This is a genomic window from Pseudomonas sp. StFLB209 (assembly GCF_000829415.1).
GTDB lineage: Bacteria > Pseudomonadota > Gammaproteobacteria > Pseudomonadales > Pseudomonadaceae > Aquipseudomonas.
The window spans coordinates 2,924,762-2,950,711 of record NZ_AP014637.1 but is presented as its reverse complement, the minus strand read 5'-3'; the positions used below and the strand labels follow the sequence as shown (position 1 = coordinate 2,950,711).

Annotated in this window: 21 protein-coding genes; 15 read left to right on the top strand and 6 right to left on the bottom strand. The window is 61.5% G+C overall.

From position 1 onward, the window contains the following. Positions 1-178: 178 nt before the first annotated feature. From PSCI_RS13305 to PSCI_RS13260, 10 genes are all read left to right on the top strand, one after another. Positions 179-895: an SIMPL domain-containing protein gene (locus PSCI_RS13305; protein WP_045494258.1), complete on the top strand. Its 717-nt coding sequence runs from the start codon at positions 179-181 to the stop codon at positions 893-895. 217 nt (positions 896-1,112) lie between these two features. Next, a complete protein-coding gene (locus PSCI_RS28215) occupies positions 1,113-3,275 on the top strand; it encodes an HET-C-related protein (protein ID WP_052483397.1) in 2,163 nt (720 codons plus the stop codon). Between the two features lie 76 nt (positions 3,276-3,351). Next, the gene (locus PSCI_RS13295) at positions 3,352-4,953 is read left to right on the top strand and encodes an ABC transporter substrate-binding protein (RefSeq protein ID WP_045487479.1); all 1,602 of its coding nucleotides are present in this window, start codon (positions 3,352-3,354) and stop codon (positions 4,951-4,953) included. A gap of 264 nt (positions 4,954-5,217) precedes the next feature. Further along, positions 5,218-6,840, top strand: a complete 1,623-nt coding sequence (locus PSCI_RS13290) for an ABC transporter substrate-binding protein (protein ID WP_045487477.1) — start codon at positions 5,218-5,220, stop codon at positions 6,838-6,840. A 241-nt stretch (positions 6,841-7,081) separates the two neighbouring features. After that, entirely contained in the window at positions 7,082-8,680 is a 1,599-nt protein-coding gene (locus tag PSCI_RS13285; RefSeq protein ID WP_045487475.1) for an ABC transporter substrate-binding protein, read from the top strand. 27 nt (positions 8,681-8,707) lie between these two features. After that, positions 8,708-10,303, top strand: a complete 1,596-nt coding sequence (locus PSCI_RS13280; RefSeq protein WP_045487473.1) for an ABC transporter substrate-binding protein — start codon at positions 8,708-8,710, stop codon at positions 10,301-10,303. A 74-nt stretch (positions 10,304-10,377) separates the two neighbouring features. Beyond that, positions 10,378-11,388 (top strand): ABC transporter permease subunit, encoded by a 1,011-nt coding sequence (locus PSCI_RS13275; protein ID WP_045487471.1) that lies wholly within the window; start codon positions 10,378-10,380, stop codon positions 11,386-11,388. Between the two features lie 10 nt (positions 11,389-11,398). Next, positions 11,399-12,328: an ABC transporter permease subunit gene (locus PSCI_RS13270; protein WP_045487468.1), complete on the top strand. Its 930-nt coding sequence runs from the start codon at positions 11,399-11,401 to the stop codon at positions 12,326-12,328. A 10-nt stretch (positions 12,329-12,338) separates the two neighbouring features. Next, a complete protein-coding gene (locus tag PSCI_RS13265) occupies positions 12,339-13,307 on the top strand; it encodes an ABC transporter ATP-binding protein (protein WP_045487464.1) in 969 nt (322 codons plus the stop codon). Then, positions 13,307-14,281 carry a peptide ABC transporter ATP-binding protein gene (locus tag PSCI_RS13260; protein WP_045487461.1) on the top strand — a complete coding sequence of 325 codons (975 nt, stop codon included), beginning with the start codon at positions 13,307-13,309 and terminating at the stop codon, positions 14,279-14,281. The genes PSCI_RS13265 and PSCI_RS13260 overlap by 1 nt, the downstream gene beginning before the upstream one ends. Before the next feature lie 427 nt (positions 14,282-14,708). Here the strand turns inward: PSCI_RS13260 and PSCI_RS13255 are convergent, their stop codons facing one another. Further along, positions 14,709-16,040, bottom strand: a complete 1,332-nt coding sequence (locus PSCI_RS13255; protein WP_045487458.1) for a DEAD/DEAH box helicase — start codon at positions 16,038-16,040, stop codon at positions 14,709-14,711. Between the two features lie 63 nt (positions 16,041-16,103). After that, positions 16,104-17,006 (bottom strand): drug/metabolite exporter YedA, encoded by a 903-nt coding sequence (gene yedA, locus PSCI_RS13250; RefSeq protein WP_045494253.1) that lies wholly within the window; start codon positions 17,004-17,006, stop codon positions 16,104-16,106. Positions 17,007-17,172: 166 nt separating this feature from the next. Between yedA and PSCI_RS13245 the strand changes: the two genes are divergently transcribed. After that, complete coding sequence (locus tag PSCI_RS13245) at positions 17,173-17,667, top strand: Lrp/AsnC family transcriptional regulator (RefSeq protein WP_045487455.1); 495 nt, start codon at positions 17,173-17,175, stop codon at positions 17,665-17,667. On the opposite strand, the gene PSCI_RS13240 is transcribed toward PSCI_RS13245, so the two are convergent. The 3 genes from PSCI_RS13240 to PSCI_RS13230 all read right to left on the bottom strand — a co-directional run bounded on the left by PSCI_RS13240 (position 17,645) and on the right by PSCI_RS13230 (position 19,490). Beyond that, on the bottom strand, positions 17,645-18,256 hold the full coding sequence (locus PSCI_RS13240; protein WP_045487452.1) for a 3'-5' exonuclease: 612 nt from the start codon (positions 18,254-18,256) through the stop codon (positions 17,645-17,647). The genes PSCI_RS13245 and PSCI_RS13240 overlap by 23 nt on opposite strands. Before the next feature lie 21 nt (positions 18,257-18,277). Next, positions 18,278-18,757: a LabA-like NYN domain-containing protein gene (locus tag PSCI_RS13235; RefSeq protein ID WP_045494250.1), complete on the bottom strand. Its 480-nt coding sequence runs from the start codon at positions 18,755-18,757 to the stop codon at positions 18,278-18,280. Positions 18,758-18,842: 85 nt separating this feature from the next. After that, positions 18,843-19,490, bottom strand: a complete 648-nt coding sequence (locus PSCI_RS13230) for a DUF2076 domain-containing protein (RefSeq protein ID WP_045487449.1) — start codon at positions 19,488-19,490, stop codon at positions 18,843-18,845. 179 nt (positions 19,491-19,669) lie between these two features. Here PSCI_RS13230 and PSCI_RS13225 point away from each other — a divergent pair, with 179 nt between their 5' ends. Beyond that, positions 19,670-20,332, top strand: coding sequence for a membrane protein (locus tag PSCI_RS13225; protein ID WP_045487448.1), 663 nt, complete (start codon positions 19,670-19,672; stop codon positions 20,330-20,332). Between the two features lie 45 nt (positions 20,333-20,377). After that, the gene (locus PSCI_RS13220) at positions 20,378-21,469 is read left to right on the top strand and encodes an endonuclease/exonuclease/phosphatase family protein (RefSeq protein WP_045487445.1); all 1,092 of its coding nucleotides are present in this window, start codon (positions 20,378-20,380) and stop codon (positions 21,467-21,469) included. A 23-nt stretch (positions 21,470-21,492) separates the two neighbouring features. On the opposite strand, the gene PSCI_RS13215 is transcribed toward PSCI_RS13220, so the two are convergent. Then, the gene (locus PSCI_RS13215; protein WP_045487442.1) at positions 21,493-22,095 is read right to left on the bottom strand and encodes a glutathione S-transferase N-terminal domain-containing protein; all 603 of its coding nucleotides are present in this window, start codon (positions 22,093-22,095) and stop codon (positions 21,493-21,495) included. 157 nt (positions 22,096-22,252) lie between these two features. Between PSCI_RS13215 and PSCI_RS13210 the strand changes: the two genes are divergently transcribed. Continuing rightward, positions 22,253-24,292: a TonB-dependent receptor gene (locus PSCI_RS13210; protein ID WP_045487439.1), complete on the top strand. Its 2,040-nt coding sequence runs from the start codon at positions 22,253-22,255 to the stop codon at positions 24,290-24,292. Between the two features lie 626 nt (positions 24,293-24,918). Beyond that, positions 24,919-25,860, top strand: a complete 942-nt coding sequence (gene argC / locus PSCI_RS13205) for an N-acetyl-gamma-glutamyl-phosphate reductase (RefSeq protein WP_045487436.1) — start codon at positions 24,919-24,921, stop codon at positions 25,858-25,860. The last annotated feature ends 90 nt before the right edge of the window (positions 25,861-25,950 follow it).

Here is a 25,950-nt window from a genome sequence, read left to right as displayed (position 1 = left end):
GAATCACAATGAGTATAACCAAGCACAGGTCAAAACCGGCAATCATGCGGCAATGCGCCACAGATACAATCGCTGCAATGAATTGTTCAGCCACACTGCCGGAACCGGCCCCGCAGCCCATAGTCTGATGGGCCATGCCGAACGACAACCGTCGCAGGCCATTCAACAAGGAGTTCCCATGCTTAAACTTCGCCCTGCCGCCGCCCTGCTGGCCCTGAGCGCCGCCGTGCTGGCCAGCGTCCCGGCGCTTGCCGATGAGCCGCGCTACAATCAGGTTTCGCTGCGCGCCGAAGTCGACAAGGAAGTGGCCCGCGACCTGATGGAGGTCACCCTGTACACCGAAGCCCAGGACCGTGATCCTGGCAAACTCGCCGCGCAGGTCAGCGAAGCCCTCAACAAGGCTATCGGCCAGGCTCGTCAGGTCAAGGAAATCGAGGTCCGCCAGGGCAGCCGCAACAGCTCGCCGATCTACGACGACAAAGGCCAGAAAATCACCGGCTGGCGCGAGCGTGCCGAGATTCGCCTGGAAAGCGCCGACTTCACCGCATTGTCGAAACTCACCGGCGAGCTGCTCACCGATCTGAAAATGGGCGGCATGGAGTTCTCGATTTCTTCGCCAACCCGCAAAACCAGCGAAGACGCCCTGCTCAAAGATGCCGTGGCCGCGTTCAAGGCCCGCGCCCAACTGGTCACTGAAGCCATGGGTGGCCAAGGCTACAAAGTGGTCAGCCTGAACCTCAATACCTCAGGTTATCCACAACCCTACCTGCGCTCGCCGGCACCCATGATGATGAAAGCCGACCGTGCCGAAGCGTCGGTCACCCCGGATATCGAAGCCGGCACCTCGAAGGTCACCGTCGCCGCAGACGGAGTGATCGAGGTGCAGATCCCCTGACACCTGCTGCCTTGCCCGCGATGCCTGATCGCGGGCGAGGCTGTTTGTGCTGAACGGCCCTGCCTGACGCTTTCTGCCTGCCACACCAGCCAACACCCCGCGCCGGCGCCTAAAAATCCCACAGCCTGCGTATAGCGCGTCCGATTTTGCATTCCTGATCAAACCGTACACTCGGTCCTTGCAAACACTCATTGACAGTTGTTCAAGGAATCAAGGAATGAATCCTCTTATCTCGGCTACCCGGCCCCATCACTCGCGCCACCAGAGCCTGCTGGCCAAGGGCAGGCCGCAGCCCCAGCATCGCCAGCGCGTGCCGTCGGGCGTGCTGCACAGCCGCTTCGCTCTGGAGCAATTAACCGAGCTGGCCAGGCGTTGCCAGGCGCCAGAATTCGTCATGCTGCTGGCGCCGGTGTTCGGCCTGGACCTGCCGCCCAAAGTCTATTTAAGACTACAGACCGCCTTGCAAGATAAAGAGATCAGTGCGCCGCGCTGCCAGATCGTCGCTGACGGCTTCTACCCGGCCGAATACGACAGCCAGCAGCGCACGGTGCGCTTGCACAGCGCAGCGCTGGACTATGTACAGGCCAATCCGCAGGCGGCCTGGGAACTGCTGGAAATTCTCCTGCATGAGTTCGGCCATCATCTCGACACGCTGTTGCGCGAAGACCTGAGTATCGATGGCCCGGTGCATCGCGATGCACCGAATGAAGAAGGCGGCCGCTATGCACTGCGCATGGCCAGGGCAGGATGGTCTGGCGCGCAGCCGGTACTGCTGGCCAGCTACCAGGACAACAACGGCCAGCCCGTCAGCCTGCGCATCGACGCGCAACAGGCCCTCAAGCAGATCCTGTCCAGCGAGTCGCTCATCGGGCGCAATACCGGTAAAGCGGGCAACGAGCATCACGAGCAGTTCGAAGCCACCGGCGAGCAAGACGGCAAGTTCAGCCACGAGCGTATCGAAAGGCGCTTGCTGAAACTGGGTTTGTCTGAACACGAGCGGCAGACCATTTACTTCGGTAACTGGCTGCGTGACTACTCGCAGTTGCTGGACCCCAAGCTGGTACGCGGCCCCGGCATGGCCAAGGACTTTCCAAAACTACTGTCGCGCCCGGCGCTGACCGAGATTGTCGATATCCTCGCCACCCGCCGGTTTGCCGAAGCACGCCTGCGCGACCCGGACAGCTTCAAAGTCACCGCGCAACGGCTCGGGGTTTATCGGCCCAGCGAACACATCGACAACCCCAGGGTCGAGACGGCGGCGTTCGATCTGACTGAACGCGACGCGGACTTCGAGCCGTGGGTACTGGCCGGCGACCCGGCGCTGCAGGTTGATTTCGCCACGTCAATGAAAGGCTATATCCAGCGCTCGATCGACTATATGCAGGACGAGCTGCGCGCAGCCATGCAGCACGGCCGTACACCCGAGGGGCTAAGGCGCTTCGGTGCAGCGCTGCATGTGCTGGAAGACTTTTTCGCTCACTCCAACTTCATCGAACTGGGGCTGACCAAGCTCGGCTATCCGGTGCTGGCCTGGACCTCACCGGTCGACTGCAAGTGGCAGCTACCGCTGGTCACCGGCCGCTTTGCCGGCGCCGATGTGATCGCCAGCCTGGCCCAACCGGTGGCCAGGCTAATCGCCCCGGACGAGAACTGGCAGTTCAATCCGGACAAACCAGGCGAGTTGAGCGACACCGACCGCATGCTGCTGGTGTTGCTCAATGAACACCGTGACACCAGCCTGCTAAGCGCCTACGAGAACTGGATCGAGGCCCGCGACGTATTGCGCGAAAACAGACTGGTGCAGCTACTCAAGCTCAAGGCCTGGGCCCAGACCGCCCCGCTGCGGTTGGTCAGTAACGCCTGGAATGAGGTGCAGCGCAGCGTCCTGAGCCTGCTTGGCAGCCATGTCGACGATGCCCAGACCTTGTTTGACGGCGACCCCAACAGTAACGGTTCCAGCGACCCGACCCACTCGCAACTGGCCAAGGACCATGCCGAACACCCCCTGCATGAGCCCGCCGGGCTGCTGGCCTCGCAAGCCGTCGGCCAGGTGGCGCAAGCCATGATCGACCACTGGAGCGGTCAGCCTGGTGAGGACCCGCTGCACCTGGCAGCCAGCTTCTTCTGCCACGCCCGTGACAGCGACTGGCAGGACGAACTGCTCGCCGAATGGGCGATCAGTAACCCGCATCAGATCGAGCGCGCCAGTTCGCTTACGGAACTGCAAACCCTGCAAGAGCAATTGCACAGCCAACTCGCCCAGACCTTGCACAATTTCGAACAGCAAAGCCGCTCGACCTGGGATTACCTGAAGGGGCTGTTCGAACACCTGCTGGGCGATCTGATCAGCCTGGACACTGCGGAATCCGCAGACTTGTAGGAAAAGTCGCCAGTGGGGCATGCTGCGGCAACTCTGACTGCCGCCTTAGCGTGGGGATTTAATGAAAAGCGACCTGATGGAAAAGACCGTCTTCAAACCCTTGCTGTTGACTGCTGCACTGCTGGCCTGCGCGCCGCTGGCGCAGGCCGCGACCACCCTGGTGTATTGCTCCGAAGCCAGCCCGGCCGGCTTCGACCCGAGCCAGTACACCAGCGGTACCGACTTCGATGCCTCTGCCGAAACCGTCTTCAACCGCCTGACCCAGTTCAAGCGTGGCGGCACTGAAGTCGAACCGGGCCTGGCCACTGAGTGGCAGATAGCCGCCGACGGCCTGAGCTACACCTTCACGTTGCGCAAGGGGGTGAAGTTTCATACCACCGAGTTCTTCACCCCAAGCCGTGACTTCAACGCCGACGACGTGCTGTTCACCTTCAACCGCCTGCTCGACCCCAACCAGCCGTTTCGCAAAGCTTACCCGTCCGAGTCGCCGTATTTCACCGACATGGGCCTGAACACCACCATCAAAAGCATTGAAAAGCTCGACGAGCAGACCGTGCGTTTCAACCTGAACAACGTCGATGCGGCGTTCGTGCAGAACCTGGCCATGAGCTTTGCCTCGATCCAGTCTGCCGAATACGCCGAGCAGTTGCTCAAGCAGGGCAAGGCGGCCGACCTGAACCAGAAGCCGGTGGGTACCGGGCCATTCGTACTCAAGCGCTACCAGAAAGATTCACAGATCCGTTACGTCGCCAACAAGGATTACTGGAAGCCTGAAGATGTGAAGATCGACAATCTGATTTTCTCGATCAACACCGATGCCGCAGTACGCCTGCAAAAGCTCAAGGCCGGCGAGTGCCATGTCAGCGGTTACCCGCGCCCGCAGGATATCGAAGAGGTCGAAAAGGACCCGCGCCTCAAGGTACTCAGCCAGCCAGGCTTCAACCTGGGCTTTATCGCCTATAACGTGACCCACCCGCCGCTGGATCAACTCAAGGTCCGCCAGGCGCTGGACATGGCGATCGACAAGCCGGCGATCATCAAGGCGGTGTACCGCAGCGCCGGGCAACTGGCACAGAACGCCTTGCCGCCGGGCCAGTGGGGCTTTGACCCGAATATCAAGGACGCACCGCACGACACGGAAAAGGCCCGCCAGTTGCTCAAGGAGGCCGGGGTCGCGCCAGGCACGCAGATCAACCTGTGGGCGATGACCGTACAGCGCGCCTCCAACCCCAACGCACGGTTGTCAGCGCAAATGATCCAGGCCGACTGGGACAAGATCGGCATCAAGGCCAATATCGTCAGTTATGAATGGGGCGAGTACATCAAGCGCGCCAAAGCCGGTGAACATGATGTGATGATCTACGGCTGGACCGGTGACAACGGTGATCCGGATAACTGGCTTGGCGTGCTGTACAGCTGCGCAGCGGTCAAGGGCAGCAACTACGCCAAATGGTGTGACCCGGCCTACGACAAGCTGGTGCAACAGGCCAAGGTCACCAGCAACCGCGATGAGCGGGTCAAGCTGTATCAACAGGCCCAGCAGATTCTCAAGACCCAGGTGCCGATCACCCCGATTGCCAACTCAAAGGTGTTTCAGCCAATGCGCAAAGAGGTTCAGGACTTCAAGATCAGCCCCTTCGGCCTGACGCCTTTTTATGGCGTCAGCCTGAGCAAGTAACCTGCTAGTAACAAACCGCTTCAGGCGGGTGCATCTTACCCACCCGCCTGGCGCATTTTGACGCAGAAAGCGATGGCAAAGTGCCAACGCAAACGATCAAACGCTGCCGTTTGATTCATTTTTGCGACATTCCTGTACGATCGTTCCACATTTATTCCCTCCTCACCGAGCTGTTTCTGGATTCGGGTATATACCCTGCATATCACCTGACAAGGTTGGCTCATGAGGCTGACCACATTCCAATGACAATAACTTGAGGCCACCATGCTCAAAACTGCGGTCATTCCGTTTTTCGTCAGTGCCAGCCTGCTGGCGGCTACCCCTTACGCCCACGCGGCAGGCAATCTGGTGTTCTGCTCTGAAGGCAGCCCGGCAGGGTTTGACCCCGCGCAATACGTGGCCGGCACCGACTTCGACGCCAGCGCCGAAACCATCTTCAACCGCCTGACCCAGTTCGAGCGTGGCAGCACCGCCGTGGTGCCGGGTCTGGCCACCCGCTGGGACATCGCCCCGGACCTGCTGAGCTACACTTTCCATCTGCGTGAAGGCGTGAAGTTCCATACCACCCCGTGGTTCAAGCCCAGCCGTAACTTCAACGCCGATGACGTGCTGTTCACCTTCAACCGCATGATCGACAAGGACCAGCCGTTCCGTAAGGCCTACCCAACCGAGTTTCCGTATTTCACCGACATGGGTATGGACAGCAACATCAAGCAGATCGAAAAGCTCGATGAATACACGGTGAAGTTCACCCTCAACAGCGTCGACGCCGCGTTCATCCAGAACCTGGCCATGAGCTTCGCCTCGATCCAGTCTGCAGAATACGCCGAACAACTGCTCAAACAGGGCAAGCCCGAAGACATCAACCAGAAGCCGGTGGGCACCGGGCCATTCGTGTTCAAGAGCTACCAGAAGGACTCGAACATTCGCTATACCGGTAACAAGGAATACTGGCACCCCGAAGACGTGCGGGTCGACAACCTGATCTTTGCCATCACCACCGACCCGTCGGTGCGCATGCAAAAGCTCAAGCGCAACGAATGCCAGGTCACTGCATATCCGCGCCCTGCCGATCTGGAATCGCTCAAGGCCGACAAGAACCTGCAGATGCCTGAGCAGGCCGGTTTCAACCTGGGCTATATCGCCTACAACGTTTCCGACAAGATCAAGGGCAGCGATGCTGCCAACCCGCTGGCCCAGTTGCAGGTCCGCCAGGCGCTGGACATGGCGGTCAACAAGCCGGCGATCATCAATGCGGTGTATCAGGGTGCCGGGCAACTGGCAGTCAACGCCATGCCGCCCACCCAGTGGTCCTATGACGACACCGTCAAGGACGCGCCTTACGACCTGGACAAAGCCAGGGCACTGCTCAAGCAAGCCGGTATCAAGGAAGGCACCGAGATCAGCCTGTGGGCCATGCCGGTGCAACGCCCCTACAACCCCAACGCACGGTTGATGGCCGAACTGATCCAGGCCGACTGGAAGAAGATCGGCATCAACGCCAAAATCGTCAGCTACGAGTGGGGTGAATACCTCAAACGCGCCAAGGCCGGCGAAATCGGTGCCATGCTGATTGGCTGGAGCGGCGACAACGGCGACCCGGACAACTGGCTCGGGACGCTGTTTGGCTGTGATGCGGTCAACGGCAACAACTATTCCAAGTGGTGCGATCAAGCGTTCGACAAACTGATCAAGCAGGCCAAGGCCACTCCTGGCCAGGACCAGCGCACCGTGCTGTACAAACAGGCGCAGCACCTGCTCAAAGACGCAGTTCCGCTGACCCCCATCGCCCACTCAACGGTCTACCAGCCCATGCGTGCCAATGTACTGGACTTCAAGATCAGTCCGTTCGGCCTGAACTCATTCTATGGGGTGGGCATCAAGTAGCCTGCTTTGATGCTTCGCTGCCTCAATACTTCGCTGCTAAAGCAGCTCCTACAGGCATAAGCCTGTAGGAGCTGCTGTAGGAGCCGCTTCAGCGGCGAACTCTCGGACTTTTCCTACGAAACATGAAGCCTTCTGACCGACATACCAGACGAATCGACTGACATACAGTGCAGAACCTGGCGAATCCGGGCACTCCCCGGCCTATGCCCGTTCCGTCTTGAGACCTGAAAAAGGGAAGATCATGCGCTCTACCATCGCAACGGCATCTCTATTGAGCCTGGCGCTGTTCACCGCCGCGCCTCATGCCCTGGCCGCCAACAGCCTGGTGTTCTGCTCCGAGGCCAGCCCGTCGGGCTTCGACACGGCGCAATACACCTCGGCCACCGATAACGATGCCGCCCAGCCGCTGTATAACCGGCTGGCCGAGTTCGAAAAAGGCGGCACAGTGGCCATCCCGGCGCTGGCCACTTCATGGGATGTATCGGCAGATGGCCTGGTTTATACCTTCCACCTGCGTGAAGGGGTGAAATTCCACAGCAACAAGGCCTTTACCCCCAGCCGCAACTTCAATGCCGACGACGTGCTGTTCACCTTCAACCGTATGCTCAACACCGAGCATCCGTTTCGCCTCGCCTACCCCACCGAGTTTCCGTACTTCACCGGCATGGGCATGGACAAGAAGATCCATTCGGTGACCAAGAGCGGGCCGATGACGGTTGTCTTCACTCTCAACAGTGTCGACGCGGCCTTTATTCAGAACCTGGCGATGAGCTTCGCCTCGATCCTGTCAGCCGAATACGCCGAGCAGCTGATGGCCGCAGGCAAGGCGCGGGATATCAACCAGCAGCCGATCGGCACCGGCCCGTATATCTTCCAGCGTTACCAGAAAGACGCGCAGATTCGTTACAAGGGCAACCCCGACTATTGGGCGCCGGAACAGGTCAAGCTGGATCAGTTGATCTTCGCCATCAACACCGACGCCTCGGTACGCCTGCAAAAGCTGCGCAAGAACGAATGCCAGGTCACCCTGCATCCACGGCCTGCCGATGTACCGGGGCTCAAGGCCGACCCACAGCTGCAGGTGATCGAAAGCCCCGGCTACAACCTGGGCTACATCAGCTACAACGTGCGCCATGCGCCGCTGGACAAGCTGGCAGTGCGCCAGGCACTGGACATGGCGGTCAACAAGCAGGCGATCATCGATGCGGTGTATCAGGGTGCCGGGCAAAAAGCCGTCAACGGCATGCCGCCTTCGCAGTGGTCCTACGACAGCAGTATTCAGGACGCGCCCTATAACCCCGACAAGGCCCGCGAACTGCTGCGCGCCGCCGGGGTCAAGGAAGGAACGGAGTTGACCCTGTGGGCCATGCCGGTGCAGCGCCCGTATAACCCCAACGCCCGGTTGATGGCCGAGATGCTGCAGGCCGACTGGGCCAAGATCGGGATCAAGGCGCGTATCGTCAGCTATGAATGGGGCGAGTACCTGAAACGCAGCAAGAACGGCGAGCACGACATCTCGCTGATCGGCTGGACCGGCGACAACGGCGACCCGGACAACTGGCTGGGCACCCTTTACAGCTGCGCGGCAATCGGTGGCAACAACTACTCGATGTGGTGTGACGAACAGTACGACCGGCTGATCAAGTCAGCCATCGCCAGCACCGACCGGGAACTGCGCAGCGGGCTGTATCAACAGGCGCAGCGCTACCTCAAGCAACAGGTGCCGATCACTCCGATTGCCCACTCGACCGTCAGCCAGCCGCTGCGCGCCGACGTTCAGGGCTTCAAGGTCAGCCCGTTCGGCCGTAACGACTTTTCCGGGGTGAGCATTGTCGATTAACTGCTGCAGAGCACAGGAGTGCAGCCATTGAAACTGACTTTCAGCCACTGGCCGCTGGTTCTGGCGCTGTCAGCCGCCAGCCTGGCGGTGCAGGCCAAGCCGTTGGTGGTGTGTACGGAAGCCAGCCCGGAAGGCTTCGACATCGTGCAATACACCACCGCAGTGACCGCGGATGCTTCGGCCGAAACCATCCTCGAACGGCTGGTGGCTTTTAAACCGGGCAGCACCGACCCGCAGCCTGGCCTGGCCGAACGCTGGGAGATCAGCGAGGACGGCCTGCAGTACACCTTTCATCTACGTCGCGGGGTGAAATTTCACAGCACCGATGACTTCAAGCCAAGCCGTGAAATGAACGCCGATGACGTGATATGGAGCTTTAAGCGCCAGCTCGACCCGGCCCACCCCTGGCACAAACTGTCGTCGGTGGGCTTTGCGTATTTCGAGAGCATGGGGTTTCGCGCCCTGCTCAAGGCCGTCGAAAAGCTGGACGAACACACGGTGCGCTTCACCCTGAGCCGCGCTGAAGCGCCTTTTCTACGTGACCTGGCGATGCCCTTCACCTCGGTCTATTCCGCCGAATACGCCGGGCAATTGCTGCAACAGGGCAAGCCGGAACGCCTCAACAGCCAACCGGTGGGCACCGGCCCCTTTATCCTGACCCGCTACATCAAGGACGCCCAGGTACGCTTCAAGGCCAACCCGGATTACTGGAAAGGCCCGGTACCCAGCGAAGTTCTGGTGTTCGCCATCACCCTGGACAGCAATACCCGGCTGCAAAAACTCAAGGCCAACGAGTGCCAGGTGGCGGTCTACCCCAAGCCTGACGACATCGAAGTGATCAAGGCCGATCCGCAGTTGGCCATCGATGAAATGGAAGCCATGATGACCAGCTATGTGGCGCTCAACACCCGCAAACCCTGGCTCAGTGATGTCAGGGTGCGCCAGGCAATCAATCTTGCATTCGACAAACAGGCCTATCTCAAGGCATTGTTCGGGGATGGCAAGGCGACAGCAGGCAGCGGCCCTTATCCGCCGACCCTGTCAGGCTTCGATCATACGCAGCACAATCAGGCCCATGATCCGCAAAAAGCGCAGGCTTTGCTCAAACAAGCCGGGGTGCCGAAAGGCCAGGTACTGACCCTGTTCACCCGCAACGGTGGCGGGGTGACCAACCCCAATCCGTTGCTCGGCGCGCAGATGTTGCAGGCCGATCTGGCCAAGGTCGGCCTGAGCGTGGATATTCGCGTCATGGAGTGGGCCGAAATGCTGCGCCGGGCCAAACGCGGCGAGCACGATATGGTGTTCGCCGGCTGGGCAGGCGACAACGGCGACCCGGACAACTTCCTGACCCCCAACCTCGGTTGCGAGGCGGCAGGCAACGGCGAAAACTACGCCCGCTGGTGCAATCCCGAATTCGAGGCGGCCATCAGCCAGGCACGAGGCACCACCGAACCCTCTACTCGGGCGGCCCTCTATCAGAAAGCCCAGCAGGTTTTCATCCGGGAACAACCCTGGATCAGCCTCGCTTACCCGAAACTGTTCGTGGCCCGGCGACACAACGTCGAAGGCTTCGTTATCAGTCCGCTAACCAATAACAACTTCGCGACCACGAGCGTGAAGTAGACAACCACTCCGCCACACCCCGCACGGGGCAAGCGGCGGATTTGCCTGAACGGCCTAATGAGGAACATCGCAGAATGTTGAGTTTCATTGCCCGCCGGGTGGGGTTGCTGATCCCCACCTTTTTCGGGATTACCCTGCTCACCTTTGCCCTGATTCGCCTGATCCCCGGCGACCCGGTGGAGGTGATGATGGGCGAACGCCGGGTCGACCCCGAAATGCACGCCCAGGCCATGGAGCGCCTGGGTCTGAACAAACCGCTGCATGAGCAGTACGTCGATTACATCGCAAAACTCGCCCAGGGCGACCTCGGTGAATCGCTGCGCACCCGCGAAAGCGTCTGGAAGGAATTCCTCTCGCTATTCCCCGCCACCGTAGAGCTGGCCTTGGCCGCTCTGCTGTTTGCCGGGGTGCTGGGGCTGCTGGCCGGAGTGATCGCGGCGCTCAAGCGCGGCTCGCTGTTCGACCACGGGGTCATGGGCGTCTCGCTGGCCGGCTATTCGATGCCGATCTTCTGGTGGGGCCTGATCCTGATCATGTTCTTCTCGGTGACCCTGGGCTGGACCCCGGTCTCCGGACGCATCGATCTGCTTTACGACATCCCGCCCGTCACCGGCTTCATGCTGATCGACACCCTGCTCAGCGACGAACCGGGCTCGTTCCTCGATGCCCTGCACCACCTGATTCTGCCGGCCATCGTATTGGGCACCATCCCGCTGGCGGTGATCGCCCGGATGACCCGCTCCTCGATGCTCGAAGTGCTGCGTGAAGACTACGTACGCACGGCACGGGCCAAAGGCCTGTCGCCGGCACGAGTAGTGTTCGTCCACGGTCTGCGCAACGCGCTGATTCCGGTGCTCACCGTGTTCGGCCTGCAGGTCGGCGCGTTGCTGGCCGGCGCCGTGCTGACCGAAACCATCTTTTCCTGGCCGGGCATCGGCAAGTGGTTGATCGAGGCGATTGGCGCCCGTGACTACCCTGTCGTGCAGAACGGCATCCTGTTGATCGCCTGCCTGGTGATCCTGGTCAATTTCGTTGTGGATATTCTTTATGGCATCGCCAACCCGCGCATCCGTCACCAACGCTGAGATACCAGCCATGAGTGAAGAGCAAGCCAAGGGCCAACAAAGCAGCGCCCAAGCCGTCGATCAGAGCCTGTTCTACCCGTCGCCATTCAGGGAGTTCTGGCAGGCGTTCGCTAAAAACAAAGGCGCCGTGGCCGGCCTGGCGTTCATGCTGCTGATCATCTTTTGCGCCCTGTTCGCCCCGTGGGTCGCCCCCCATGACCCGAGCGAGCAATACCGCGACTTCCTGCTGACCCCGCCAGCCTGGCTGGAGGGTGGCCAGTGGCAGTTCATCCTCGGCACCGATGAGGTCGGCCGCGATCTGCTCTCGCGACTGATCCACGGTGCGCGACTGTCGCTGCTGATCGGCCTGTCGTCGGTGGTCATGTCGTTGATTCCCGGCATCCTGCTCGGCCTGCTGGCCGGGTTCTTCCCGCGCCTGATCGGCCCGTCGGTGATGCGTCTGATGGACGTGATGCTGGCCCTGCCCTCGCTGCTGCTGGCGGTGGCCATCGTCGCCATCCTCGGCCCTGGCCTGATCAACACCGTGATCGCGATTGCCATCGTCTCGCTGCCGTCCTACGTGCGCCTGACCCGCGCCGCCGTGATGGGCGAGCTGAACCGCGACTACGTCACCGCAGCAAGGCTGGCTGGCGCCACCCTGCCACGGCTGATGTTCGTCACCGTGCTGCCCAACTGCATGGCGCCGCTGATCGTGCAGGCGACCCTGAGCTTCTCCTCGGCGATTCTCGACGCCGCCGCACTGGGCTTCCTGGGCCTGGGTGTCCAGCCGCCCACCCCTGAGTGGGGCACCATGCTTGCCTCGGCACGGGACTATATCGAACGTGCCTGGTGGGTGGTCAGCCTGCCCGGCCTGACCATTTTGCTCAGCGTGCTGGCAATCAACCTGATGGGCGACGGCCTGCGCGACGCGCTGGACCCGAAACTCAAGAACGCCGCCTGAGGAACCTGCCATGTCACTGCTTGAAATCAATAATCTCAGCGTGCGCTTCGGCGATGCCAAAGCCGTCCCCGTGGTCGATGGCCTGTCGCTGAAAGTCGAAAAAGGTGAAGTGCTGGCCATCGTCGGTGAGTCCGGCTCGGGCAAATCGGTGACCATGATGGCCTTGATGGGCCTGATCGATCATCCCGGCATCATCCAGGCCGATGCGCTGCGTTTCGACGGTAACGAACTGCTCAAACTCAATGCCCGGCAACGACGCAAGATCATCGGCAAAGACCTGGCCATGGTGTTCCAGGACCCGATGACTGCACTCAACCCCAGCTACACCGTGGGTTACCAGATCATCGAAGTGCTGCGCCAGCACCTGGGTCTGTCCGGCAAGGCGGCGCGCCAGCGCGCCCTGGAGCTGCTGGAAAAGGTCGAGATTCCTGGCGCGGCTCAGCGGCTGGATGCTTATCCGCACCAATTGTCGGGCGGGATGAGCCAGCGGGTGGCGATTGCCATGGCGATTGCCGGTGAGCCCAAGCTGTTGATCGCCGACGAGCCCACCACCGCGCTGGACGTTACCATCCAGGCGCAGATCATGGACCTGCTGCTGAACCTGCAAAAAGAGCAGGACATGGCCCTGGTGCTGATCACCCACGACCTGGCAGTGGTGGCCGAAACCGCCCAGCGGGTCTGCGTGATGTATGCCGGGCAAGCCGTGGAAGTCGGCCAGGTGCCTGGCCTGTTCGACGTACCGGCCCACCCTTATAGCGAAGCGCTGCTGGCCGCCATCCCGGAGCACAGTCTGGGCGCCGAGCGCCTGGCGACCCTGCCGGGTCTGGTGCCGGGCCGCTACGACCGACCACAGGGCTGCCTGCTGTCACCGCGCTGCCCCTATGTGCGCGATAACTGCCATACCCAGCGCCCGGCCCTGGACCCCAAGGCGCATAGCCTGGCACGCTGTTTCTATCCCTTGAATCAGGAGGTGGCGTAATGAGCGTCATACTGACTGCCCGCGACCTGCACCGCCACTATGAAGTCTCCCAGGGGCTGTTCAAGGGCAGCGCCACCGTGCGCGCCCTTAACGGTGTGTCGTTCGAGCTGGAGGCCGGCAAGACCTTGGCGGTGGTCGGCGAATCGGGCTGTGGCAAGTCCACCCTGGCCCGGGCCCTGACCCTGATCGAGGAACCGTCAGCGGGCTCATTGCAGATTGCCGGTCGGGAAGTGACCGGGGCCAGCAAGGCGGACCGCAAGCAGTTGCGCCGCGATGTGCAGATGGTGTTCCAGAGTCCTTACGCGTCGCTCAACCCACGCCAGAAGATCGGTGACCAGCTTGGCGAGCCGCTGCTGATCAACACTGACCTGAGCCGCGCCGAACGCCGCGAGCGGGTGCAGGCGATGATGAGCCAGGTGGGGCTGCGCCCGGAGCATTATCAGCGCTACCCGCATATGTTCTCCGGTGGCCAGCGCCAGCGCATTGCCCTGGCCAGAGCGATGATGCTGCAACCGAAGGTGCTGGTGGCCGATGAGCCGACTTCGGCGCTGGACGTGTCGATCCAGGCACAAGTGTTGAACCTGTTCATGGATCTGCAGCAGCAGTTTCAGACCGCCTATGTGTTTATCTCGCACAACCTGTCGGTGGTCCGCCATGTGGCTGATTCGGTGCTGGTGATGTATCTGGGTCGGCCGGCGGAAATGGGGCCGAAAGAAGCGATCTACGAGCGGCCGCTGCATCCTTATACCCAGGCGCTGTTGTCGGCAACGCCGACGATTCATCCTGATCCGTTGAAGCCGAAGATCAAGATTGTGGGGGAACTGCCCAATCCGCTGAGCCCGCCAAGTGGCTGCGCGTTTCACAAGCGCTGCCCGTATGCGACGCAGCGTTGTGCCGAGGAGGTGCCGGCGTTGCGTGAGGTGGATCGGCGGCAGGTGGCTTGTCACTATGCGGAGCAGTTTGTGGCGGCGTGACTTGGCGACGAGGCGCTTGTGGGCTCCGTAGGAGCGGCTTCAGCCGCGAAGCTCTTCCGGTCGTTGCAAAGGTCTTTGCCGCAGTTGTCTGGGCTGCGGGTTTCGCCCCGACGGGCGCCCCTATTTTGTGCTTGGCAACGTGCCCCGGGCAAAATAGGGGAAAACCGCTTGCTCCTGGTTTGGGTCCGCCCTGCGGGCAGACTTCCCTCCGTCCGGCGCCGATTCGGGGGCCGGCGCGATGGGCGTCCTGCCCGGCGCGCCTGCCCTCGGTTTCAAAATCAGCAGCATCCATGCTGATTTCTCCCCCAAATCGACGCCTACCTTCGGCCTGCACCCAAGTCGCGATTCGCGGCGTCTGTGCCATCTCGGCTCGAAGATCAAAAGCAAACTCAGCGGCAGATCCGAGCCTATGCAGGCTCGTCCGCCTTCAAGGCTTGCGCTTGCGCGGCCCGGTATTGAAAGCAGGCACTTTGCGGACCGGTTTGACCGGTGGGGCGCTGGGTTCGGCTTCGCCGCTGTCGATCCATTTGCCCAGGTTGCCTTTGCCGCCGCTGGCTTTGGGCTTTTTGGGTTTTTTCGGCTTTTTGAGGATCTGGCCGCTGGCGTCGGTAACCGGGACGCGGTGGTCGGGGATGAAGTCAGGCTCGTCGTTGCGGGTCAGGACCTGACGGATCAGGGTTTCGATAGCCGACAGTTGTTCGACTTCGTCGGCACATACCAGCGAGATCGCTTCACCGGTCTGGCCGGCACGGCCGGTACGACCGATACGGTGCACATAGTCTTCGGCAACGATCGGCAGGTCGAGGTTGACCACGGTCGGCAGGTCGTCGATGTCCAGGCCACGGGCGGCGACGTCGGTGGCGACCAGTACCTGGATTTCACGGGCCTTGAAGCTGTCCAGTGCGCGTTGGCGGGTGGCTTGCGGGCGGTCGCCGTGGATACCATCGGCCTTGATGCCCAGGCCTTGCAGGCGCTCGGCGAGCTGGTCGACGCCGGCCTTGGTCTTGGCAAACACCAACACCTGGCCCCAGCGCTGTTTTTTGAGCAGATGGATGAACAGTTCAGTCTTGCGCTTTTTGTCGACCGTCACCACCCATTGCTTGACCGTATTGGCTGCGGCGTTGCGCGGGCTTACTTCGATGCTCAGCGGGTTGTCGAGCATCTGCCCGGCCAGCAGCCGGATCTGCTCGGAGAAGGTCGCGGAGAACAGCAGGGTCTGCCGGCGTTTGGGCAACGCAGCGTAGACGTTACGCAGTTCTTCGCTGAAGCCCAGGTCGAGCATACGGTCGGCTTCATCGAGCACCAGAATCTGCACCTGGTTGAACTTGACGGCGTTCTGCCGGTGCAGGTCCAACAACCGGCCTGGTGTTGCCACCAGCACGTCAACACCACGGCGCAGGCGCATCATCTGCGGGTTGATGCTCACGCCGCCATACACCGCATAGGTGCTCAACGGCAGGTGTTCAGCGTACTGCCGGAAGCTTTCGTGGACCTGCTCGGCCAGTTCACGGGTCGGCGCCAGCACCAGGGCACGCACTGAGTTGGCAGCGACCTTGGGGCCTTCCATGGTCAGGCGTTGCAGCAAGGGCAAGGCAAACCCGGCGGTCTTGCCGGTGCCGGTCTGGGCGGCGGCCATCAGGTCGCGGCCGTCCAGTACCGCGGGAATCGCCTTGGCCTGCACCGGCGTCGGGGTCTGGTAATCCAGCCCCTGGAGGGCGCGCAACAAGGGTTCGATCAGGCCGAGGGAAGCGAATGTCATGGTAATACCGTAGGGAAAATTCAGCGCAAGGCGCGCAGTTTACCCTATGGGTGCACCGATGCGTCAGGCGCTGGCCTGCTTGACCACCGGCCGCCGCCACTGCGGCAGCCCGATGAGCACCACGGCGCTGACGATCACCAGCATCGCCAGGCCTTCTTCCATACCGATGTATTCATCGGCAAACAACATGCCCAACACCACCGCCACCACCGGGTTGACATAGGCATAACTGGTTGCCGCCGCCGGGCGTACGTTCTTGAGCAGGTACAGGTAAGAGCTGAAAGCGATGATCGAGCCAAACACCACCAAGTACAGCAGCGCGCCCCACCCTGCTACCGTGGGCATCTGCTCCAGGTGTTCGCCGCTGAGCTGGCTGCCGATCATCAGGATAACCCCGGCGCTGATCATTTCAGTCGCGCTGGCCATGGGACCGGCCGGCAGTGGCAGGTGTTTGCTCCACACCGAGCCAAACGCCCAGGCCGCCGCTGCAAAAATCAGCAGCGCCGCCCCGTAAGGGCTGGCCTGCAGATTGGAGCCCAGGTTGAGCAAGGCGATGCCGAGCATGCCCAGAGCGATACCGGCCCATTCCAGGCCACTGGTGCGGTTGCCCCACAACAGCCCGGACAACAGGGTGAACAGCGGCACGGTCGCTACCGCCAGGGCGGCCACGCCGGACGACACGTCAGCGTGCTCAGCCAGGGTCACGCCGCCGTTACCGCAGGCCAGCAATAAAAAGCCAATCAGGGTCGCGGCCTTCCATTGCTGCCAGGTCGGTGCCGGCACACCGCGCCAGCGCAGGTAGCCATACATCAAGACACCGGCAAGCAGAAAGCGGATGGCAGCCATCATCAGCGGCGGCCAAGAGGCCACGCCAATACGGATCATCAGGTAAGTCGACCCCCAGATCAGGTACAGGGCCAGGAAGGCGCCAATCAATAACAGGGGGAAGCGGCGGGAATCAGGCATGGCAGGCTCGAAGTCCATTCGTATGGTTGAGCTATTTTAGGAAGCTCAACCGGGATTCATAAGCCATGAAGCTTGTTTAAACGCAACGTTTACCTGTAAATCAACGGTAATATCCGTTTTTTACTTTCGATTCGAAATCCAGCCCTTTGCCTGCCGGGAGATCCTTGTGGAACTGGACAAATATGACCGCATGCTGCTCAACGCTTTGCTGGAAAACGGGCGGGCGTCTTTTGCGCAACTGGCCCGGCAGGTCAACCTGTCGGCACCGGCGGTCGCCGAACGGGTGGCCAAGCTGGAGGCCAACGGGGTGATTACCGGCTATGAAGCCAAGGTCAACCTGGCCAGGGTCGGCCTGCCGATTCAGTGTGTGATCGAACTGCGCCTGGACAGCCACAGTAAACAGCGCGCCTATGAAGAGCTGTACACGTTTGCCGAACTGATCCAGTGCCACCGGGTGACCGGCGACCCCTGCTTTATCATGCGTGCAGCGGTCGACTCGATGGAGCATCTGGAACAGTTGCTCGACCGCGTGGCGAGCTATGGCGTCAGCAAGACCTCAATGGTGTTGTCCACGCCCATCGAACGCAGCCTGCCAGTGGGTCATCTGGACGTCGGGGTACGCTTGGAAAAGGCCACCGTCAAAGCCCGCGCTGACGCTTGAGGGCTTCGAGGATGCGTGAGGCCGGGACTTTCTGCAGGGTGCAGAACAACTGGTGGGAAACGCTGGCAATCCCGTGTGAATCGCGCAACTGGCCGACCATATGGTTGACCAGGTTGGCCGCCATCTCGGCATCAGCCATGGCCCGGTGCGCCTTGCCGGTGTCAGGCAGGCGCGCATAACGGGTCAGGGTGCCCAGCTTGTGGTTGGGCGCACTCGGCATCAGGCGCCGGGCCAGCAGCATCGAACAGGCAAAGCTTTGCACACGACTGCGCTGGATACGCGCCAGTTCGTAGTCCCAGAACTTCTGGTCGAATGATGCATTGTGCGCGACCAGCGGTGTACTGCCGACAAAATCTGCCACATCGCCCATGACCTGCTCGGCACGCGGCGCGCTGCGGATCATCGCATTGCTGATACCGGTCAGGTTTTCAATGAACGATGGAATGGGCACGCCGGCGTTCATCAGGCTCTGGAACCGATCGACCACCCGACCTTGTTCGGTGATGACCACAGCCACCTCCGTGGCACGGCAACCGGGGCCTGGCGAGATACCCGTGGTTTCAAAGTCGATGACGGCAATACGTTCCACAATCCTGTCCTTCCTGGGGGGTCAATTCTTGAGCAACAGCGCGCCTTCGATCGGCACATAGCGGTCGGCGGCGCGTATCAGTGAGTTGGCGGTCAGCCCTGGCACACCGTAGGCGGCGGTGGCAACAGCGTAACGGCTGGAGATCCGCTCAAGCAGCATGTCGAAGTCGCCATCGCCGGAAGCCAGCACCACTTCATCGACCTGCGGGGCAAACTCCATGACATCCAGGGTGATGCCGACATCCCAGTCGCCCTTGGCCGAGCCATCACTGCGCTGGATGTAGGGTTTGAGCCTGACGGTAAAACCCAGGTTGCGCAGGATCTGCTGGAACTGTTGCTGTTTGCTGTCACCCCGGTCAATGGCGTAGGCATAGGCCTGGACAATCTGCCCGCGCTGGCTGACATCGGCCCAGAACGCCGCGTAATTGAAGTGACACCCATGAGCCTGGCGCACGGTGTAGTAGAGGTTCTGCACATCGGCAAACACCGCGATCTTTTTCACCCCAACCACCCCGCGACATAAACAGGCACGCAGTATGCCAGTTATGCGCAGGGCGCGGGGTACGCCAGAGGGGTCGGATCACCGCTCAGACAAAACTGTCGTCGTCATCGAACGAGCCGCTGTCGTCACTCCAACCCGTTTGATTCGGGTTCGACCAGTCATCGGCCTGATAGCTTTGCGATGGCGCATCATGAACAACTTCGACAATTTCCTGCGGCGCGTTGTGGTGACCGAAAAGGCTGCTGATGCCTTGCGCCAGCATCACACCACCGGCAACTCCGGCCGCGGTCTGCAACGCACTGCCCAGAAAACCGCTGGCCCTGGACGGCGCTGCGGCGGCGGGCGCAGGCGGTGCGCTATAGCCGCTGTCACGCCAGCCGCCAGACGACGCGGGCTGCGCGGCTGGCTGCGGCTCGCGGGCGCTGCCGGCGCCAAACAGGCTTGAAAGAAACCCGCCACCGCCGGCCGCAGCCGGGCCGGGACGGCTCTGCTGCAATTGAGCCTGGAGCTGGCGGATCTGCTCGTCACGCTCGCGCAGTTGCTGGTTGAGCTGATTGACCGCCGCTTCCTGGACCACAATCGCCTGAGCCATGTAATACGGCGCAGCTGGCTGACGGCGCAAATGCTCGTTGATATGCGCCTCGACTGCCGCATCCCGCACACCCGAGGCGCTTTCGGCACTTTTGAGTTTGCCGAACAGTTCATCGATCAGGACTTGCTCTTGATTGTTCATAGTGACCTCACAAGGATCGTTAAAAGGCCAGCAGACGGCCCTACAGAGGTAATGGGGCTGGGCAAAACCACTTCAAGGACATGACGAAAAAGTTAAAAAGGCCGCCGCCCTGGGCGTGCTTGGTTCGTCACCGGCCTTGGGCTACAGTGTTCGCCGACTTTTTCAAACGACACGCTTACATGAATCCGCTGAACATCCTCCGGGACTCCCTGTATTTCTTTCGCAGCAACCTGCTCAGCATCGTGCTGCTGTGCCTGCCACCGGTGGTGCTCGAAGCGCTGATCAAGCAGGCCGTGGATGGCAGCCTGCCAGCCAATGCCTCACCGGCCTACGGCTTGCTGGTGAGCCTGTTTTTCTACCCGCTCTACAGTGGGGTCCTGATCCTGTTTCTCGATGCCCGCAGCCGTGGCGATCAACCGGGCTTTGCCGAGCTGTGGAGCAGGACCTTGCGCCTGTGGCCGAGCTTTGCCGTGCTGTCGGCCATGAGCACGCTGCTGATCATGTTCGGCCTGTCGCTGTTCGTGCTGCCGGGCCTGTGGGTGATGATCAAACTGGCATTCAGCGAATACCTGCTGGTGCTGCGCCAGCGCACCCCGTTCATGGCCATGCGCGAAAGCATGCTGATGAGTACCGGGCACTTCACCCGGATCATGGTGTGCCTGCTGATCATCTACATCCCGCTGTCGCTGATCGAAGCAGGCGGCCTGTATCTGCTGCCGCAACCGCAAAGCCCGGGCGTGTCGCTGCTGCTCAGCAGCCTGGCCAGTTTTCTGCAACTGTTCATGGGCGTGGCGATGTTCCGCCTGTTCATGCTCATTGAGCAGGACCGCCCACACACATAACTCGGCTATGCTGCCAGCACGCCCATCAGGACCCCGAACAGACCCATGAGCCGAATCCTGCTGCGCCTGATCCTGTTGCTACTGCTGCTGACCGGCGTGTTGTGGATCGCGGTGCAGAATCTCACCTGGCGGCCGGCCGAACGCGAGACGGTCACCGCCCGTTGCAGCAGCTCAGTTCAGCCCGACCTGCTGATGCCGGGGCAGGCGCTGAAAGTCATGACCTGGAACATCCAGTACCTGGCCGGCAAGCGCTATGTGTTCTGGTATGAGCAGCCCGACGACAACGGCCCGGACGAGCGCCCTACCCCTGACGACCTGGCGTACAACCTTGATGAAGTGGTGCGGGTGATCCGCGATGAGGCACCGGACCTGGTGCTGCTTCAGGAAGTCAGCGACGGCGCCAGAAACACCGACTACCAGGATCAACTGGCGCTGCTCCAGGAGCGTCTGGTGGATCTGTATCCGTGCAGCACCGAGGCCTTCAACTGGCAGGCCGAGTTCATCCCTGCGCCACGGATCTGGGGCAGCGCCGGGCTCAAGCTGGCGACCCTGAGCCGTTATCGCATCGACAGCAGCGAGCGCCTGCAACTGCCGGTGCAACCGGCCAACCTGCTGAGCCGCCAGTTCCAGCCCAGACCCGCGCTGCTGGTCAGCTACCTGCCACTGCGCGACGGCGGCCGCCTGGCGGTGATCAATACCCAACAGTACGCCCGGCATCCTGACCAGACGACCTTGCGCCAACAGACCGAATTCACCGTCGGGTTGCTTGATCGTCTGCAAGGCAGCGGTACGCCCTGGTTGGCCGGTGGCGACTTCGGCTTGCTTGCGCTGGGCCAGTACCAGCGCCTGGAACCGGCCCAACGGGCAGGCTACCAGCGCGACAGCGAACTGCACCTGCTGTGGGACAAATACCCGATGATCCCCACCAACGCCGAAGCCGGCGGCATCGAACGCAGCCAGTGGCTCACCCACTGGCCCAACGACCCACAGCTCAAAGGCCCGGACCGGACCGTCGACTACCTGTTCTACAGCCCCGCACTCAAACGTCTGGAGGCCCGGGTGCGGCAGGAGGACAGTTTGCAGATCTCCGATCATCTGCCGCTGATCGGGCGGTTTCTGTTGCCGGCCAGGCCTTGAGATCAGACGCTGCCGTTTGAGGCTCAAGGCGTGCCGTTACGCCCGAATGCCTGATAGCCGGGGCGCTCGGCCAGCCGCTCGTAATAGGCCCGGACATTTGGCAAATCCGGGTGGTCGATGGGGGTTTCATACCAGCGATTCACCGACAGCCCCACGGGAACATCAGCCAAGCTGAACTGCGCGCCGACTGCATGGCCGCCGGTAACGGCCAGTTGCCGGTCAAGGATTTCCATGGAGCAATTCCAGTTTTGCACCGAGGCGCGAATTTGCGCCGGGTCGTCATGGGCCGGTGAACGCCGCACCAGCGCCATGAATGCGTAGGACCAGGTGCGATTGAGGTCCGCAGCTTGCCAGTCAATCCACTGATCGACGCGGGCACGTTGCGCAGCCACTGCGGGGTAGAGCCACCCGGCCTGCTCGCGGTTGGCCAGATAACGAATGATCGAGTTCGACTCCCAGAGCACAAAACCTGCATCGTCGATGACCGGCACCAGCGCATTGGGGTTCAGGTGCTGAACGTCATCGCCGTTTGCCTGCTCGTGGCTAAGCGGAATGTTCAACTCCGCACAGGCCCACAGGACTTTTCTGACGTTGATCGAGGTGGATTTACCGAACAGCTTGAGCACGAGTGGATTCCTTTCTGTGCATAAGGAGGGTGCGTAACGCCGGGCACGCCGGGAAAACACAATGCCAGATCTTGCGCACCGCCCAAGATGAAATTTCATCCTTGCAAATTTAAGTTATGTTGTAACATAACAATTCAACTTGTTAGGAAAGATTTCAATGTCCGCCCACCACCTTCCCGTCCTGACGGCTCTGGCCGCAGCCCTGCTCGCGGCGCAGCCGCTATTCGCCGCTCAAACCGCCGTGACGCTTGATCCGCAAGTCATCACCGCCAACCCGCTGGGCAGCGATGCGCTGGCCTCCCCGACCAGTGTTGTAGAAGGCGACGACTTGACTCTGCGTCAGTCGGCACAATTGGGTGAGACGTTGAACAAGCTGCCGGGCGTGTCTTCGACCTACTTTGGCCCGGCCGCCAGTCGTCCGGTAATCCGCGGCTTCGATGGTGATCGCATTCGAGTGCTGCGCAACGGCGTCGGCGCGCTGGATGCCTCGTCACTGTCCTATGACCACGCCGTGCCGTACGACCCGGCCAGCGCCGAGCGCATTGAGGTGGTCCGTGGCCCGGCGGCGTTGTTGTATGGCGGCAGTGCGGTGGGCGGGGTGGTCAACAGTTTCGATAACCGCATCCCGACAGAACCGGTGGACGGCGTGCACGGTGGCGGCGAGTTGCGTTACGGCGGTGCCGACACCACGCGCAGTGCAGCGGGCAAGCTCGAAGCCGGCGACGGCAACTTTGCCCTGCATGTGGATGCCAACTCGCGGCAGTTCAACGACCTGCGCATTCCTGGCTACGCCCACTCGCGCGATCAGCGTGCGATTGACGGCGACGATAGCAAGCATCGGGTCAACAACAGCGACGGTCGCCAGGACGGCGGCGGCGTTGGCGGCGCCTATCACTGGGACCACGGCTATGTCGGCCTGTCTTACGACGAATACGACAGCAACTACGGCTCACCGGCAGAACAAGACGTGCGCATTGACATGGAGCAGCGCCACTACGCGCTGGCCTCGGAAATCCGCGACCTGGAAGGCCCGTTCAGCTCGGTGAAGCTCAACTTCGGCCACACCCGCTATGAGCACAGGGAAATCGAAGACGGCGAAACCGGCACGGTATTCAAGAACGACGGCTATGAAGCACGCATCGAAGCCCGTCACCAGGCCATCGGCCCGGTCGAAGGCGTAGTCGGCGCGCAGGTCGCCAGCAGCCAGTTCCAGGCGTTGGGCGCAGAAGCCTTCGTGCCCAAGACCGATACCGACAGCGCCGCGCTGTTCATCCTCGAAGACTGGAAAGCCACTGACCGGCTCGACCTGTCCCTCGGCGGACGCCTGGAACATACCCGTTTGCGCCCGGACGCCGCAGGCAACGAACGCTTTGCAGGCGCCGACGCCAGCCACAGCTTCAGCGCCGGCAGCCTGTCATTCGGTGCCATTTATGACCTGACCAACGTCTGGTCGCTGGCCAGCACCCTGAGCTACACCGAACGCGCGCCGACCTTCTATGAGCTGTACGCCAACGGCCCGCACGAAGCCACTGGCACTTATGAAGTGGGCGACGCCAATGCCGAGAAGGAGAAATCCTGGTCCACCGACCTGGCCCTGCGCTTTGACGATGGCACCCACAAAGGCAGCGTTGGGGTGTTCTACAGCCGCTTCTCCAACTATATCGGCCTGCTGGGCAGCGGCCGCTACCTGAATGATGACGGCGAACAGGTTGATGCCAGCGACGACGACGCCTTGCCGGAATACCTGTACAGCGGCGTCAAAGCCGATTTCTGGGGTCTGGAAGCCCAGGACCACTGGCGCCTGGCGCAAACCCGGTACGGCAATTTTGCCCTGCAAAGCTCAGCCGACTACACCCGCGCCAAAAACCGCGAAACCGGCGAGCCGCTGCCGCGCATCTCGCCGCTGCGCCTGAACACCGCGCTGCTGTGGGACTACAACCACTGGCAAGCCAGCCTCGGCGCCGAACACGCCAGCGCCCAGCGCCGCGTCGCCCAGGCCGAAACCGATACCGACGGCTACACCACCCTCAACGCCAGCCTCGGTTACCACTTCGATGTCGGGCAAAGCCAGTGGCTGGCGTTTCTCAAGGGCGACAACCTGAACAACCAGACCGTGCGCTACGCCAGCTCGATCCTGCGCGATGAAGTTCCGGCAGCCGGGCGCAGTGTGCAGGCGGGGGTGAAGGTAATGTTCTAAAGCTGTAGGGGTAACGCAAATCAGTCAAGCGATTTCAGGCCTGGCTCGTTCCTGGTGGGAGGGAGCTACTGTCTTTGATTGTTCAGAACATTGACAGCGCGATGCCCTGCGTTCGCCAGCAGAGCTGCCTCCCACACATCCGAGTCGAGCCGGGATCTTGCGTTCGACATCAATCCGGTGAGAGGAAGCTTTGCTCGCGAAGAGTCCACAGCAGATGTGCCGGTTCCACCGGCCCTTTCGCTGTGGTCCGGCACCCCGGCAAGCCAGCTCCCACCGAGGTTTGTGCCTTGCTCCAGTATCGGCATGACACAAAACCGGTAGGAGTCGGCTCAGCCGACGAATACTGCGGAACATTCACAACTGGAATCAGGAGTTTTCCGAAAATCATAGAATCTCCCACCGAGACCGAGCCAAGCCTCACAATCTCTTAACTGACCGGCATTAACCTGTAATTGCGCTTTGCGATCCTGCCGGTGATGCGTTGATAATCACCGTTCTGCGGCTAGCACTCTCTCGCACGACAACCTGACCGACATGCCGCTCGCCACTGAGGTGGCCATTACCGGATGCAAACCGATTAAACTCTTGTCGTTCGTGCTCATACACCCCATTACAGAGGCTTCAAGATGACTCACAAGATCTATGTCGACGGCCAGGAAGGCACCACCGGCCTGCGCTTGCTGGACTACCTGGGCAAACGCGACGATATCGAGCTGCTGCGCATCGATGAAGCCAAACGCAAAGACCCGGTCGAGCGCGGTCGCCTGCTGAACGCCGCCGACCTGGCATTTCTGTGCCTGCCCGATGCCGCGTCCCGCGAAGCGGTATCGCTGCTGGAAAACCCCAATACCTGCGTGATCGACGCCAGCACCGCGTTCCGTACCGATCCGTCCTGGGTTTATGGCCTGCCGGAACTGGCTGCCGGGCAGCGCGAGAAACTGCGCGCCAGCAAACGCATCGCCAACCCCGGCTGCCATGCCACTGCCTTCATTTTGTTGGTCCGCCCGCTGGTCGATGCCGGCCTGCTGCCAGCCTCGACTCTGCTCAGCGCCACGTCGATCACCGGTTACAGCGGTGGCGGCAAGCAGATGATCGCCGACTACCAGTCGCTGACCCCACAACTGCAAAGCCCACGTCCTTACGGGCTGGGTCAGGGGCACAAGCACCTGCCGGAAATGCGCTTTCAGACCGGCCTGGACAACGTGCCGGTGTTCAATCCGATCGTGGGCAGTTTCCTCAAGGGCCTGGCCGTGACCATCCCGCTGCACACCTCGCAACTGGCCCCAGGCGCCACGCCACAAGCCCTGCAAGCAGCGCTGGCCAAGCACTATGAAGGCGAGCAGTTCATTCGTGTGCTGCCGTTCGGCGACGATGCCGGCAATCTGGACGGCGGCTTCTTCGACGTACAGGCTTGCAACGACACCAACCGCGCCGACCTGTTCGTGTTCGGCAACGATGAGCGTATCAACCTGATCTGCCGCCTGGACAACCTCGGCAAAGGCGCCGCCGGCGCTGCCGTGCAGTGCATGAACATTCACCTGGGCGCTGACGAAGCCACCAGCTTGTAAGTTCGCGCATCTGCTTCACCGGAGGCTGCCCCTGCCTGCAGCCTCCGCTGTTTCCAGGCTTCAATACACTGTCAGCGGTTCTTTACCTTC

Bases quoted from the DNA above. Each gene is read 5' to 3' on its own strand.
- PSCI_RS13285 (WP_045487475.1), top strand. From the start codon at position 7,082: ATGCGCTCTACCATCGCAACGGCATCTCTATTGAGCCTGGCGCTGTTC.
- PSCI_RS13255 (WP_045487458.1), bottom strand. From the start codon at position 16,040: ATGACATTCGCTTCCCTCGGCCTGATCGAACCCTTGTTGCGCGCCCTC.
- PSCI_RS13295 (WP_045487479.1), top strand. From the start codon at position 3,352: ATGGAAAAGACCGTCTTCAAACCCTTGCTGTTGACTGCTGCACTGCTG.
- PSCI_RS13290 (WP_045487477.1), top strand. From the start codon at position 5,218: ATGCTCAAAACTGCGGTCATTCCGTTTTTCGTCAGTGCCAGCCTGCTG.
- PSCI_RS13210 (WP_045487439.1), top strand. From the start codon at position 22,253: ATGTCCGCCCACCACCTTCCCGTCCTGACGGCTCTGGCCGCAGCCCTG.
- PSCI_RS13230 (WP_045487449.1), bottom strand. From the start codon at position 19,490: ATGAACAATCAAGAGCAAGTCCTGATCGATGAACTGTTCGGCAAACTC.
- PSCI_RS13260 (WP_045487461.1), top strand. From the start codon at position 13,307: ATGAGCGTCATACTGACTGCCCGCGACCTGCACCGCCACTATGAAGTC.
- yedA (WP_045494253.1), bottom strand. From the start codon at position 17,006: ATGCCTGATTCCCGCCGCTTCCCCCTGTTATTGATTGGCGCCTTCCTG.
- PSCI_RS13220 (WP_045487445.1), top strand. From the start codon at position 20,378: ATGAGCCGAATCCTGCTGCGCCTGATCCTGTTGCTACTGCTGCTGACC.
- PSCI_RS13265 (WP_045487464.1), top strand. From the start codon at position 12,339: ATGTCACTGCTTGAAATCAATAATCTCAGCGTGCGCTTCGGCGATGCC.
- PSCI_RS13305 (WP_045494258.1), top strand. From the start codon at position 179: ATGCTTAAACTTCGCCCTGCCGCCGCCCTGCTGGCCCTGAGCGCCGCC.
- PSCI_RS13275 (WP_045487471.1), top strand. From the start codon at position 10,378: ATGTTGAGTTTCATTGCCCGCCGGGTGGGGTTGCTGATCCCCACCTTT.
- PSCI_RS13270 (WP_045487468.1), top strand. From the start codon at position 11,399: ATGAGTGAAGAGCAAGCCAAGGGCCAACAAAGCAGCGCCCAAGCCGTC.
- PSCI_RS28215 (WP_052483397.1), top strand. From the start codon at position 1,113: ATGAATCCTCTTATCTCGGCTACCCGGCCCCATCACTCGCGCCACCAG.
- PSCI_RS13225 (WP_045487448.1), top strand. From the start codon at position 19,670: ATGAATCCGCTGAACATCCTCCGGGACTCCCTGTATTTCTTTCGCAGC.
- argC (WP_045487436.1), top strand. From the start codon at position 24,919: ATGACTCACAAGATCTATGTCGACGGCCAGGAAGGCACCACCGGCCTG.